Below are 15,404 nucleotides of genomic sequence, written 5' to 3' on the forward strand. Positions count from 1 at the left end.
TAGCAAAACATGGGATTAAAATGAAAGGATGTGTCGCCGTTCAGAGAAAGTTATTGGAATTGATTTATGTTCTTTATAAAAACAAAACAACTTACGACAAGGATTATAAAAAAAATAGCGTGCAAGCACAAAAGGCATAAGCACGCTATACAGTCTAGCTCTATGGCCGACTTAGAGGACAAATTTAATGATAAAAATTAAAAAATAAAATTTAGATTTATTAGAAAATCAACACAGAATCTTTCCGTTGCAATCTTATGTTCCGAACCCCGGAACATAAGGATTTCCACTGCAATCGGGGCTAAAAAGAAACATTTGGATTTTTTACCATCATTCAAAAAATAATAATCCAAGGATTAACTATAGCCAACGGTTTCCACCGTTGAAGCTAATAATATCGTGTTCAAGCTTGTAATAACGTGAAGCCCGCGAGAAGGATGGGAGCAAGTTACCGAAGTAACGCGGACAGCCTGACAGCATAAAGGGAAAGGGCCAACTCATCGTTGCGGTGAGTTGGCCCTTTCCCTTTATGGTGGCTCGCCCACATAAGCTTTTGCGAACTGTTGAAGTGAATTATTTTGGCTATACTTTGGCTTCTACCAATGGAATGAAACTGCTTTTTGGCGCTTCGCATAACGAACAGCAATAATCGGCTGGGAGATCTTGGAATAGTGTACCCTTTTCTATTCCTTGTATCACATCGCCGTAATCCGAATTATAAATTGTTAAGCATTCTTGGCATTGGTGGATATCGAGTGCTTTTTTCTCTTTTTTGGTAACAGTGTTTTGGAATTCGAGTACGCTGGTACCCAATTCTTCAAAGTATTTTTTACTCAATTCGATAAGGATATTGGGTAATTCCAGTTTGTCGACATCTTGTGTGTGTACAATGTATTCGCGAGTGTTTGGGTCGAAATTTTTGGCATGCAGAACATTGAAGGTATCTCTTATTTTAATTGATTCGAGATCTTTTGGCGGATCATTTTTCTCGATTACTATCGAAGTGAAATAATGCCCTTCACGATTATAGTCGGATAACCCGAAGGTGAGCCCGTAGGTACTGATGTCGAACTGGTCGAGGGTGCGTACCAGAAAGGTTTTGAGATTCAATGCCCATTCCATTGCTACCGGCAAATGCCAGTTGAGTTCAAGTAAGGAGTGGCGTACATTGATTCCTTTTTTACCCAGGAATTTTTCCCAATCGAGTTTGCGTGCTTTAGGAATTCCCTTTACGATAAAGGATTTCCAAGGGGTAATGCAAATTTTACCAATTTTGCAGTCAAAACATAAATCGCACATTTCTTTTAGAAACTGCAAATCGTACAGGTTGTTGCGCCAGTAGAGTCCGAGCCAGTATTGATCGATTCCAAGCCTGTTCATTCCTTCATAATACGGGAATGGATAAAATGAAATGTTCAGCGGTTGGTCGATAGTTCTGTTATTGGTGTCCAAATCACTAACTAATTGGAAAATCATGTCAATTGTATCGGGTTCTTCCTGAAGAATTTTTTCTATTTCGTAGTAGATTTTTCCAATGTCCCAGCTGTAAATTAATACTGGGAAAAGTTCCATTTTGTCCCATTTTGGCAAGCGTACGTACAAAAACCAATAGTCTTCGTGGTGTGAGGCTATAAAGTTGATATGTCCCGTGAATAGAGGGACGATTTGCTGTTTAGGATCTGTTATATTGACCTTGAGCTTTGGATTTTCCTTGAATTGCTCGAGGATATAAAGGAATTTATTTCCAGTAAGCCAAGGTGTATTGCTAAAAATATCTGTCGCTACGTAGGAAGAAACAATATTGTTGCCGCTTTTTTCGTTGGGATATACAAAATGATGCTTGCCAATTTTTTCGGCAGTATTACTTTGGAATCCTTTTGGGAATATAATGTCTTGTCTGGAACCAAAAGAGATGGCGTCTAGACCTTGCTCCAGTGCCATATTTACAATTTCTCGTAATTCCCCAGGAGATATTACGCCGCCTTTTACTATGAGTCTTGTTAATTCCATTTTTTTAGTTTTTATGTTGTTTGTTTCAAGTTTTAGGTTTCAGGTTTCAAGTTTCATCTTTTTTTAGAAACTATCAGTAATCCAAAACCTGTTTTCTGTCACCTGTATCTATCCTTTATTTTCTAAAATCTGCTATCTGCAATCTACTTCACTTTCGCCAATATTTCTTTAACTTCGGTTTTGCAGCTTCCACAACCGAGTCCGGCTCCGGTAGTTTTGCAAAGTTCGGTGAAATTGGTAACGCCGCTTTTGATGCAGTCCTCAATATTTCCGCTTCCAACCTGACTGCAGGAGCAAACAAGTTTTCCCAGCACAGGTTTGGCTTCAGAACCGCTTCCTCTTAATAAGCTGTTTCTTTTGTCGGCCAATTCGATTTTGCTTTCAATCATTGTTTTGAATTCGGCAAACTCATTTTTATCCCCCATCAGGATAGCTCCAATAAGCAAATCGTTCTTAACAATACATTTTTTGTAATAGCGTTTCCCTAAATCGGCAAAAACAATTTCTTCGTAGGAATCGTCATTTTCAGGCACTTCAATTTCGCCAATAGAACAAAGATTAATGTCTTCCAGTTTTAGAATATTCATCAGCACTGATCCTTTGTAAAAACTGCTGATATCACCAGCTATAAAGTTAGCTAGAATATCGGCTTGTTCTTCGGCGGCAGAAGTGATTCCGAATAATTGATTGTTGAATTCGGCAATTTCGCCTATCGCAAATACATCTGGATTGGATGTCTGCAGATACTGGTTTACTTTTACGCCGCGCCCGCAAGCCAATCCCGTTTCTTTAGCCAATTCAATATTCGGAATAGTTCCAATAGTGTAAACAATAGCATTAGCAGTTAGAATTCGTCCGCTTTTTAGGGCAATCTCTATTTCGTTTGCATTTTCAGTTTCAAATACGGTGCTTACCTCATTATCAAAATAGATTTGAATATCTCTCAGCTGTACTTCTTCGGCCAATAATTTGCTGGAAATACGATCCAGCTGACGTTCCATTAATCGGGAAGCTCTTTGTATAATTGTTATTTTTACTTTTTTGTGTTTCAGTGCGGCGGCCAATTCCAGTCCCAGTAAACCACCGCCTACAATTACTACATGCTGTTCTTCGGCAGGCAAATTGGTCCCGTCTAAGTAATCTTTTAATCGGTCGGCATCATTTTTCTTTCTGATGGTAAAACGCCCAGGAAGATGCAGCTGTGCATTTTCGGGGATGAAAGGACGGCTTCCGGTTGCCATAATCAAGGTGTCAAATTGATGAACTTTGCCTTGACTGTCGGTTATAATTTTGTCAGTTGCGTTTACGTTTTCAATTGCCACACCAGATTTCATTGTGATGTTCAATTGTCCTAGAGCTTCATCTTTTATTTTTAAAAGACTTTCCCAAGACAATTCGGCTGTGACATATTCCGGCAATAAAACGCGGTTGTAAAATGGGTTTTCTTCGTTTGAAAATACAATAATTTCATCGGTGTTGTTGATCTCACGATAATTCTGAATGAAACGGAAGGCCGCAGCTCCAGCACCAATTACAGCAATTTTTTGGAACGGCTTGACATATTTTGTTACCGAAACAGTAGTGTATTTAAAATCCGGCTCTTTGGAAATTGGATCTACAATGGTGTTGGTTAGATTATTGGTTCTGTTCAAATCATTGTCCAATTGTTTCCCCCAGTGCATTGGTAAAAACAAAACGCCTTCTTTAATAGTGTCTGTAATTTTTGCTTTGACGCGCACCTCACCATTTTTACTGGCTACTACAACAATATCGCCATTTTTTATTTGGGATTTGTAAGCATCAATAGGGTTTATTTCAAGAACTGGGTTAGGAGTATGCGTCATTAATCGGGACACTTTTCCTGTTTTGGTCATGGTGTGCCATTGATCGCGAATTCGGCCTGTTGTCAATATGAATGGATATTGCTGCGAAGGCTCTTCAGAAGTGTTCTTGATATTGGTTGGAATATTGAAAATAGCTTTTTGCGAAGGCGTAAAGAATTTTTTATCCAAGAATAGGCGGGGTGTTCCTGGATGTCCATAATCAGAAACTGGCCATTGAAAAGTTCCTTCGTTTTTGAGTCTGGAATAATTTAAATAGGAAATATCTATGTTAGTGCCTTTTGTCATTAGGCAATATTCTTTGTAAACTGCTTCGGTATTATTGAAGTTGAAACCTGAGAACTTCATTTTTTTTGCAAAATTCAGCAAAATTTCAACATCAGATAATGCTTCTCCTGGAGGGTTGATTCCTTTTGGCAGATACGATATGCGACGCTCAGAGTTGGTCATTGTGCCTTCTTTTTCCAGCCAGCCAGCAGCAGGCAATAATAAATCGGCAAATTTTGCGGTATCAGCATTATGAGAGATATCCTGAACGACAACAAATTTGGCATTTTGCAATGCTTTCTCTACTCTGCGGGAATCTGGTAAGCTTACCATTGGATTGGTGCAAATAATCCAAATCGCTTTCATCTTTCCGGATTCTAAAGCATCAAACATTTCGGTTGCCGTAAGTCCCGGTTTTTCCGAAATAGATTCTACTCCCCAAAAATCAGCTACTTCTTTGCGATGCTCAGGATTGTTTAATTCTTTATGTACTGCCAATAAGTTTGCCATTCCGCCCACTTCACGTCCTCCCATAGCGTTGGGCTGTCCTGTTAAGGAGAAAGGTCCAGATCCTGGTTTTCCTATTTGACCCGTAACTAACGAAAGGTTCAATAAAGCGGTATTTTTGTCAACACCAATAGCGCTTTGGTTTAATCCCATAGCCCACATTGAGATGAAACCTTTGGCTCTGCCAATCATTTCTGCGGCTAAGTGAATATCATTTACCGAAACACCGCATACTTTGGATGCATTCTCATAAGAGCTGCCGGATACAAGGTCTTTGTATAACTGATAATTTTCGGTATGATTTTTTACAAAATCCGAATCAGTATATCCTTTTTCGATTAATCGTTTTCCAATGGCGTGATATAAAACAATATCCGTTCCAGGAAGAATTTGCAAGTGTAAATCGGCAGCAATGGCCGAGTCGGTTCGTCTTGGATCGACAACTATGATTTTTACTTTAGGATTTTTTTCTTTGTGCTGCTCTAGTCTTCTGAAAAGAATAGGGTGGCAAAAAGCTGGATTTGCACCCGTTATCATGAAAGTGTCTGCCAGTTCTATATCGGCATAAGCGATTGGAACTGAGTCTTCACCAAATGTTTTTTTGTAACCCGCCACCGCCGAACTCATGCAGAGTCTGGAGTTGGTATCTATATTGTTAGTTTTTAGAAAGCCTTTTACTAATTTGTTAACCAGATAATATTCTTCGGTTAAGCATTGTCCTGAGATATAAAAGCCTACACTGTCTGGGCCGTATTTTTTTATGATGGAAGAAAAAACAGCGGCCGCGCGTTCCAAAGCCGCGTCCCAGCTCACTCTTTCTTTTGGATGTGATTTACTCCATCTCATTTCGGGATACAAAATCCTGTCCGAAGTGTCATTGACTACATAATGTAAGTTCATCCCTTTAGAACAAAGCATTCCTCTGTTTACGGGATGATCTTTGTCTCCGGTAACCGTCACTCCATTTTTAGAATCATTTTTTACAATAATTCCGCATCCTACTCCGCAATAGGAACACGTAGTTTTGATTTCTGTATTTTGCATTATGTATATCTTTGTTTAGAAAGTAGTCATGTAAGGATCGCATGTACGCAGTACACAGACAAAAGTAAGTAAAAATTAAGTATTAATACGTATAAAGTTGGTTTTATTTTAATGTTTGCATTCAATATAATTAGAATGCTAAAAATAGGTTCGATATTTTGAATTATTAGAAGAATTGAGCGCTGTTTTTATACAGTATTTTTTCATTACTATAAAAAATTGAGTTTTTAACCAGCGATTTGTTATCAGCAGTCTAAAATCTGTAATCTTACTTTGGGCGTGTCCCTTCGTCTCGTCCCAAAAGACGAGACTCCGGGTCGTGCTGTACGTTCCCGCTTTTTTTCTTTTCAATTGCATCGAGTTAAGGCCCGAGGCAATTGAAAAGAAAAAAGAGCTCCACTGCCATCACTCACGCAAACCGTAACCAATTTAGGAAATTCATGTGATTTCATAAAATAACCACAAAAAAACCTGATGCATTTGTATAACACATCAGGCTTTTAAAGAATAAAAATTTGTTTTTGGTGGTATTATTTTCTTTGTATTTGTAAAAAGAGAGAAACGAAATTAATTTTTTAAGCCAATTTTAAATCCATTAATATATTCAACAGGTTTTCTTCCGTCATAATACATTGCGTCAATGAATTCGTTTGTTGCTGGCTTGAATCCATCTGTAGTTGGAATGTCAGATTCAATAATGAAGCCTTCCTCCAGCAATAATTTTGCAGCTTGAAACCAAATTTCAGGTTTGTAAACTTCTTTGATTTTGCTGATATACCAATCGTTAGTTTTTGATTCGGTAATTTGTCCCCAGCGTTTCATTTGGGTCATGAACCAAATTCCATCCGAATAATAAGGATAGGTTGCATTGTATTTGAAGAAAACATTAAAATCAGGCACTGGACGCACATCACCTTTTTCAAATTCAAAAGTGCCTAACATTGAATTGTCAATTACCCGTTTACTGCCGTCTACGTAGGCCGATTTGGATAAAATTCTGGTTGCTTCTTTTCGGTTTTCAGGATTATCCAGCCACTTTCCGGCTTTTATTAATGCTTTTGTAATTGCAGTGGCTGTGTTAGGGTATTTGGTAACAAATTCTTTGGTCATAACAAACACTTTTTCAGGATGATTCTTCCAAATCTCTTTGCTGGTCACTATTGGTACGCCTATATTTTCTTCAACTGCTTGCTGGTTCCATGGTTCTCCAACGCAATAGCCGTTGATGGTGCCTGCTTTTAATGTTTCAGGCATTTGCGGAGGCGCGGTAATATTCAACTGTACATCAGCACCTGCATTTCCCTTGCTTCCCTGAATGTTATTGTTGGAATAAAAGCCAGGGTTTATACCGCCTGCAGCCAGCCAATACCGTAACTGATAATTGTGGGTTGAATAGGCGCCAACAATACCAAATGTAAAAGGTTTGTTTGCGTGCTTATAAAAATTTAAAATGGGTTTCAGTGCATAAGAAGGGATAGGATGAACTGGTTTTCCGTATTCTTGAGGGATGCTGTCTTTCATTTTTGCCCAAGCCTCATTTGATACCGTAATGGCATTTCCATTCAAATCCATAGAATAGGAAGTTATGAGCTGTGCTTGTCGGCCGCATCCTACTGCCGCCGCTATAGGCTGTCCAGCCAGCATTTGAGCACCATCGAGCTGATTGTCTATTACTTTGTCTAGGATTTCTCTCCAATTGGCTTGAGCTTCCAGGTTTACAGTAAGTCCTTCTTCTTCAAAATACCCTAAGAATTTTGCAATTGCTAAGGGGGCCATATCTGTAAGCTTTATAAAACCAATGGTAAGAGTGGCTTTTTCAACAGGCAATTTTTTTGTTTTTGGAGGATTTATTTCATCAGTTCGCTTGCGCTCGTGTGTAATTTTCTTCTTTAAAACAGGATTGACTGAGTTAGGGCTTTTAAAAGCGGTAACAGTAAAGACTATTACCAAAAGGGCAATTAAGTTTGAGGCTAGTTTTCTCATGGTCTTTTGGTTTTGCGGTTAGTAGTTTGTTCGGTTAGATAAAATATGCTCAGTAATTGTTAAAAATATAATTTGAATTACATGTTTTTGATACTGTTTATTTTAAGAGTTAAAAATGATTTGACTAATGAGTAAAGCAGTTGTTAGCGGCTTAGTAAGTTTTTTTGATAATATATGGGGCGTTTGAAATAAAAACTGCTCTCCAGATTAGAGATTAGGAGAGCAGTTATACACAAGTAATTAAAAAGGCATTATTTTTTTCTATCCATTTCTTTGGATAGAACAGGCTGTTTTTCGTTCATGATTTTGGTTACTGTAATGTGCATCCAAATCAGGCAGGCAGCAGATAGCAGTAATATGAAAATCCAAGAGCTTGACCATATTCCTGTGGTAGTCAATAAGTATCCAAAGATGATTGGCCCAAAGAATCCTCCAAGACCTCCTATCATTCCTACCATTCCGCCTACAACTCCTACTTCGGTTGGGAAGTATTCCGGAATGTGTTTGTAAACTGCAGCTTTACCAATTCCCCATGAAATCCCGATAAGGATTACCAGTATTAGATATACCCACATGTTAGCGCTAAAATGAATAGCTGTAACTCCTTTGGCAATAAGTTCTTTTTTCTTTACTTCCTGATTTTGGCTTACAACCACTTCCTGCCATGAATTTCGGGTTGGAAATACTGTATTTTCGAGTGGTTTGTTAATTTTTAAATTGATTGGAAATTCTTTTTCCCCAACTTTTACAAGTGTATTTGAAACCGCAGTGATAATTCCTTTTTTAGTTGCCATAACGCCAGGTCCAGAAGTAGTAATATCCATTTTCGGAATCATTAATAGTGAGCTTAAGATTACTGATGATCCCAGTACCCAATACATTACTTTTCGGGCTCCAAATTTATCTGATAAGAATCCTCCAAAAGCACGGATTACACCTGATGGCAAGCTGAACATAGTGGCAAACATTCCGCCCATTACCAAACTCGTTTGATAAACGTTCATAAAATTAGGCAGTAACCATTGTGAATACGCCACAAAACATCCAAATACCAAGAAATAATAAGCTCCAAATCTCCAAACTCTAGTGTTTTTTAAGGATTGAAGCATCTGAGGAACGCTTTTGGTTTGATTTTCTATTTTTTTGTTTTTTGTAAATAGTAGAAACACAATGCCTATTACAACTAATGCAGCTCCATATATGATTGGCAGCAGTTTCCAGCCATTTTGCGGATCATCTATTGAGAACTCATTTAATAAGGATGGAGCCATAAATGTTGTTATGGCAGCACCTGCATTGCCCATTCCAAAAATTCCTAAAGCTCTTCCCTGCCATTCTTTTGGGTACCAAATAGAAGTAAAACCTATACCAACCGCAAAACTGGTTCCAACCATGCCAAAGAAAAAACTTAGTAATGCAAACATAAAAAAACTGTCTGCATACGGCAATAGAAACAATGGAATAGAGCAGAGCAGGAGTAAAAGAGAAAATACATATTTCCCTCCAAATTTATCGGTTAGCATGCCTATTGGCAAACGCATAACGGATCCTGTTAGAATTGGAATTCCTAAAAGCCATCCTACTTGGACAACGTCCCATTTGAAGATTCCGTTATCTACTAAAAAGGTTACCAGAACTCCATTAAGAGTCCAACAAGCGAAACACACGGTGAAAGCTAAAGTATTTAAAAATAAAATTCGGTGTGATAGTGAAAGGGAGTTTGTTGCTGACATAATACTTATTATTCTTATACAAAACTAAGTAGTATGTGAAATATAAAAACTGCGAAAACGCAACTTTTGAAAAATAATTAAGTATTTGTACTTATTTTTTATACGTATTATGATGAAGCCCATTATTCATGCGGGTTTCGAGAAAGATTTTTTTTTGATATTTGAAAAATAAAATATGCAGATTTAAAAAAAGCTGTTAGAAACGGTTCTAACAGCTTGAAATAATTGTAAAGACTTTGTTCTTTGTACAGATTTTAGCTTTTTCTGTCTATTGTTTTGGATAATATTGGCTGTTTCTCATTCATGATTTTGCCAATAGTATGGTGCATCCAAATCAGGCAAAGACTTGAAAATAATAAGATGAATAACCATGAACTAGACCATATTCCAGTTACAGTCAATAAATAACTAAAGATAATAGGTCCAAAGAAACCGCCTAGTCCGCCTAAAAAGCCTACCATTCCGCCTACAATACCTATTTCGGTGGGGAAATATTCAGGAATGTGCTTGTAAACCGCCGCTGTGCCTATTCCCCAAGCAATGCCAATGAGGATTACCAATGTAAGGTATACCCACATATTAGCATCAAACTGGATACGGGTAATTCCTTTGGCTATTAATTCTTTTTTGTTTACAGTCTGGTTTTGAGTAACAATAATTTTTTGCCAAGATGATTTTGTTGGGAAAATGTTACCGCTATTAGCAGTTTCTGGTTCAGTGCTAATAGGGAAATCTTTTTTATCAATTTGTACATTAGTTGGCGATAAAGAAGTTACAATTCCCTTTTGCGTAGCCATAATTCCAGGGCCGGTAGTAAAAATTTCCATTTTAGGAATCATGAGCAGGGTACTTAGTATGACTGATGAACTCAAAACATAATACATTACTTTTCTTGCGCCAAATTTATCAGACAAATAACCTCCAAAAGCGCGGATTACGCCTGATGGCAAGCTGAACATAGTGGCAAACATACCGCCCATAACTAAGGTGGTTTGATACACATTCATAAAATTAGGCAATAGCCATTGTGAGAATKCAACAAAACTGCCAAATACTAAAAAATAGTAAGTTCCAAATCGCCAAACACGAGTGTTTTTTAATGTAGCTAACATTTGAGGCATGGTACGGTTTGCTGTTTCTATTTTTTTATTTTTAGCAAAAATCAAAAAAAGAATACCTGTGCCAAACAATACTGCACCATAAACAATAGGTAATAATTTCCAGCCGTTTTCAGGATCGGCAATTGAAAATTGATTCAGTAATGATGGCGCTACAAAGGTGGTTATGGCCGCACCGGCATTTCCCATTCCAAAAATTCCTAAGGCTCTGCCTTGCCATTCTTTGGGATACCAAACTGATGTATAACCTATACCTACTGCAAAGCTGGTTCCAACCATTCCAAAGAAAAAACTTAAAACAGCAAACATTAAAAAACTGTTGGCCAAAGAAAGTAAAAATAGCGGAATAGAACAGATAAGCAGCAAAAATGAAAATACGTATTTACCACCAAACTTATCGGTTAAAATACCAACAGGCAAGCGCATTACAGCTCCTGTAAGAATTGGGATTCCTAGTAGCCATCCTACTTGTACTACACTCCAGTTAAAAATGCCTTTATCAACCAGATAGGTTACTAATACACCATTTAAGGTCCAACAGGCAAAACAAATAGTAAATGCAACAGTGTTTAAAAATAAAATTTTGTGTGACTGGCTTAAGGAAACGGTATTTTTCATAAAACTGCTTTTTTGGCAAATATAAGTATAATTACGTATTTAACGCATGTAAATAAGTATTTTTACGCAATTTAATAGTTGCTTTTACGCAGGAAGTTTTGAAATATAGTTCATAAATAAAAAAAATCCTATTTTTTAGTGCGAACTAAAAAATAGGATTTTAAATAGAGGATATGAAATTCCTCTAAATTTGGTTTTGGGTTATATTAATAAATATTCGGATGCCTTGTTAGAAAGCTCCATCAGGTTTTTTACTTTTAGTTTTTTCATCAGATTAAACCGGTGCACTTCGGCAGTTCTTTTACTAATGTCTAATGCTTCGGCGATTTCTTTGTTTCCTTTGCCGCTTAACAGAAGTTTCAGGATTTCTTTTTCCCTTTTGGTAATTACTTGTTCTTCTCCCAATGATTGTTTAGGTTCGGCAATAAGAGAGGGATTGGTAAGCTGTCCAATTAATATAGAGGAGATGTCGCCGCTAAAATATTTCCCGCCATTTGAAACCGTATGAACAGCTTTTAAAAATTCTTCTTTACTGGATCCTTTAAGTAAGTATCCGTCGGCTCCTGCTTGGATAGATTTTAATACGTACTCTTCAGACTCATGCATGGAAAGCATTACAATTTTTACCAAATTATTTTTATTTCTCAGTTGTTCTACGACTTCTATGCCTGTCATATTTGGCATCCTGATGTCAAGAATTAATAAATCTGGTTTTAGTTCGTCTATTAATGTTAGTGCTTCAAGACCGTCTGTAGCTTCTCCTACGACAGTAATGTTAACTTCGTTTTCCAATAATGATTTTATGCCATCTCTCACAAATACATGATCATCTGCAAGAACTACTCGAATTTTATCACTCATAATGTACTTATTATTCTTTAAGTAGATTCATCTAATTTAGTCGCTAAGATACGTATTTTTTGAATTTCTATGGAAAATAATTTCAATGCAATATCAATGACAAATATCAATGACAATGGTGAACTTAAATTTCAATAGCAATAACAATATTAAATTTCAATGTCAGTGGAATTATCTAATCTTTACAGGAATGACAAACTGGATGGTTAATTGTTGGAAATAGTAGGGCAGGTAATTTGTGTAATCTAAATAACGCGGGTTTAAAATTTCCTATTACCATTGAAATTTGTCATTGATATTGTCATTGCGAAATTTTAAATAGGAATGTTAAACGTAATCCTTGTTCCTTCATTCGGAATGGAATTAAAGAATACGCGTCCATTGATGTACTGGATCCGTTCTTTCATAAAAAGCATGCCCATTCCTGATTCGCTGTTTCTCTTTTTCTCTACAGCATTAATGTCAAACCCTTTTCCATTATCGTCAACAGTAATGCTCAAAAGGGTAGCGCTGTGGGAAAGCTGTACGATAATATGTGTAGAATCGGCATATTTAATGGCATTATTGATGGCCTCTTGTGTTAACCGATAAATGTTTATTTCGATTAAAGAGTCCAGTCGGGCATTGAAATCAGTTTTGTTATAAAATAAAATGTTTTTTCCAGTGAGTTTGGAAAGTTCTAAAGTGAGCTTGGAAAGCGCAGGATTGATTCCGTGATCGCTCAATTCCGGAGGCATTAAATTGAAAGTGGCTGTACGTACGCCTTTTATGATATCAAGAGATAACTTCTTTAGGTATTCTATTTTTATAGCAGCTTTTTCTTTGTCGTCTAGGTTTATGCTTTCAAGGCTGAATTTTAATCCAGTCAGCATTTGTCCTATTCCGTCATGTATTTCCCTGGCAATCCTATTTTGTTCGTTTTCTTGGTTTTCGACAATCTTACTCGAAATTATTTTTTGCTGGTTTAATTTGTTTTCAATATTTGCGGTGTTCAAGCGCTCTACTTCCTGAACCGCTCTTTTGCGTTCGGTTATATCAAAGCAGATTATTAAAAGTTCCGACTCATCTTTTTTTATAGTTACGGGAATCATTGATAAATCCAGCCAGAGTGACTGCTCTGCTCGGGTGGTAATATTTAGTTCTCCCTGCCAGCCTCTGCGGTTGTTTTGGAGTACAATGCGGTCAATTATGAGTTGTTCTTTTTCGATAGGAGTTAAGACTTCGCCAAATTTTGTTGCGGTATTGAAAGGGTTGTACTGTAACAGTTTTGAAAATTTTTCGCCAATATGAATAATGGTTCCGTCGGTTGCGATTCGGCAATAGAGCAACGTATTCTCCATCGCATAATTGAGCGATTTTAGTTCTTTGACTGAGTTTTCTTTGGCCTCGCTAATAATTTCGGTATCCTGTGCCAGTTTTAATGCTTTTTTTTCTGAATATAACAGGTTGGAAATAAGTGATTCGATTTTTTTGGTGGTAGGCTTGAAAATGAATAAAAATTCCAGCAGTAAAACGAATAAGGTAAAAGCAAGAATAATGTACTCTGTTTTGCGCTGCAGTGTTACTTTTTCCAGTGCTTCGTTGTCGTATTCACTAACAATCTGATTCATTTCCGAAAGAAATATCTTTTCGTTGGCGAGTAAAGTTTGTACAAGTTTTATGTTTTCGTTCTCGTTTTTATTTTCTCTTTTGTTTGCCAAAAAAGTATTTGTAACCTTAATTATAGTATCAAAATTAGGTTTTATGTTTTTGAAATATCGAGTAAGAATCGGGTTTTTTTCTTTAGGAAAACCAAGCCGGTCACTGCCATTTACTAATGAATAATGATTTGATTGCCATTGTGAAATGGTTTCGGTAATCTTGTTGATTTGTTCTTTCTTCTGTAGGGAATCGGTTATGAAATTGAGAACCAAAACTTCTTTTGTCAATTTTTGGCTAAGCATTCTTTGCTTTCCTGATGTGTTTATGATTTTGGAATCACCCAGCTGGCTGTATAAATTATATTGGATGAGCAGCTGACTCAGAATAACAGTTATGGCTATAGTAATTAAGGCGAAGATATACATTCGCCTTAATTTTTTAAAAGAAATTTTATCAAAAGATACTTTGGATTTTTTTTTCATAGAAGAAAAGTATCACCAATTATAATTGATTTTTCAGGTTAGGGACGTGTAATCAAAATCATTAAATCGATTTATAATCCCAAAGCGTCTTTTATCAATTGAAGGTTTTCCGGAGTATAGTCAATTTTTAGCGCTTCCTGATGTCCTTTGTCTGACATCTTATTCCAAGTTTTCAGAATAATATTTTTTAATTTTTCCTCATCGTGTTTGTGTACGAATGGATCCAAATAAAATTCTAAGAAAACTAAACAGATTACATCTTCTAAAAGTTGTGTTTCTTGATCTTTTTTAAGTAACTTTTTTTCAATCAAAAAAGATACACGATCTATAAACTCGTCTTCATAGCCTGCTTTTTTTAAGATTTCGGCTGTTGTTTTGGCGTGGAATTTTTTTAAATCTTCCCGCCATTTTAAATACCCCACACGATCCATGGGGTAAGATTCTCTAGCTACTTTCCAACGGCAAATATGCTGCGCTTTGGCTGCTATCTGAACTGCTTCTGAAGCATTGGGTTCAAAGGTCATTAGCCTTTCATACATTCTGTCCGAATATAATAATTCCTTCGGATAGGTTATGTCTTGGTATATTTCACTGTTAGGATCGGCTTCGTTTTCGGCATCAATCCACGCGCTTGCGTTTAAAAAAGGCATTGTTCTCATTTGAAAAAAGTATAGATTCAGTAGACACTTAAAAGGCAGTATCGCATTTATGTTATGCTAATTCCAAAGATACATACATTATTCTAAAAACCCAACGAATACTTCATTCCCTTCAATTTTTACAGGGTAGGTAGCTATTTTGTAATCATCGCCATTTAAATTAGATCCATCTACAAGTGAAAATGTTTTTTTATGCATCGGACAGGCAATTTTTGGAATTCCATCAGTAGAACCAGTCATTCCTCTGGATAAAACCATCTCCATTTTGTGAGGACAAGCATTTTGGCAAGCATACCATTCGTTTCTTCTTTCGAAGTTAAAAACAGCAATCTGTTTGTTTTTATATTTAATGCATCCACCTCTATTACTAGGAAAATCTTTGATATCTCCTGCTTTGAACCAAATTTTTACATCACTTAAGTTTACGGTTTCGTATTGGTTTAATAGTCCTTCCATGGGATTTAGTTTTGTTTTCTGATCCCAGCCCCACTTATGAGGAGTAGCGGAGCCAAGATAAGAAAGGTTATTTTTTTAGCTGTTATTTTGCAAAGATTCTTGAATGCAAAGGCACTAGAACATAATTTTCTGTTTGTAGTTGTCTTTGTTGTTTTTTATTTTATATTTTTTGTGGATCTCTGAG

Annotated in this window: 9 protein-coding genes; all 9 read right to left on the reverse strand. The window is 36.6% G+C overall.

The window, feature by feature from the left end; translation table 11 throughout:
* Positions 1 to 582: 582 nt before the first annotated feature.
* Positions 583 to 2,010, reverse strand: coding sequence for a rubredoxin (locus AC1DVP_RS14915; RefSeq protein WP_477184283.1), 1,428 nt, complete (start codon positions 2,008 to 2,010; stop codon positions 583 to 585).
* 143 nt (positions 2,011 to 2,153) lie between these two features.
* The gene (locus AC1DVP_RS14920) at positions 2,154 to 5,669 is read right to left on the reverse strand and encodes a molybdopterin-dependent oxidoreductase (RefSeq protein WP_477184284.1); all 3,516 of its coding nucleotides are present in this window, start codon (positions 5,667 to 5,669) and stop codon (positions 2,154 to 2,156) included.
* A gap of 567 nt (positions 5,670 to 6,236) precedes the next feature.
* A complete protein-coding gene (locus AC1DVP_RS14925; RefSeq protein ID WP_477184285.1) occupies positions 6,237 to 7,652 on the reverse strand; it encodes a CmpA/NrtA family ABC transporter substrate-binding protein in 1,416 nt (471 codons plus the stop codon).
* A 251-nt stretch (positions 7,653 to 7,903) separates the two neighbouring features.
* Positions 7,904 to 9,385, reverse strand: a complete 1,482-nt coding sequence (locus AC1DVP_RS14930; RefSeq protein ID WP_477184286.1) for an MFS transporter — start codon at positions 9,383 to 9,385, stop codon at positions 7,904 to 7,906.
* Positions 9,386 to 9,639: 254 nt separating this feature from the next.
* A complete protein-coding gene (locus AC1DVP_RS14935) occupies positions 9,640 to 11,121 on the reverse strand; it encodes an MFS transporter (protein WP_477184287.1) in 1,482 nt (493 codons plus the stop codon).
* Between the two features lie 201 nt (positions 11,122 to 11,322).
* Entirely contained in the window at positions 11,323 to 11,982 is a 660-nt protein-coding gene (locus AC1DVP_RS14940; RefSeq protein WP_477184288.1) for a response regulator, read from the reverse strand.
* A gap of 314 nt (positions 11,983 to 12,296) precedes the next feature.
* Positions 12,297 to 14,048, reverse strand: a complete 1,752-nt coding sequence (locus AC1DVP_RS14945) for a sensor histidine kinase (protein WP_477184289.1) — start codon at positions 14,046 to 14,048, stop codon at positions 12,297 to 12,299.
* Positions 14,049 to 14,176: 128 nt separating this feature from the next.
* Positions 14,177 to 14,764: a DUF4202 domain-containing protein gene (locus tag AC1DVP_RS14950; protein WP_477184290.1), complete on the reverse strand. Its 588-nt coding sequence runs from the start codon at positions 14,762 to 14,764 to the stop codon at positions 14,177 to 14,179.
* 78 nt (positions 14,765 to 14,842) lie between these two features.
* Positions 14,843 to 15,220: a nitrite reductase small subunit NirD gene (gene nirD / locus AC1DVP_RS14955; RefSeq protein WP_477184291.1), complete on the reverse strand. Its 378-nt coding sequence runs from the start codon at positions 15,218 to 15,220 to the stop codon at positions 14,843 to 14,845.
* Positions 15,221 to 15,404 lie beyond the last annotated feature (184 nt).

The sequence above is a fragment of the Flavobacterium sp. P3_A6 genome, assembly GCF_056403035.1.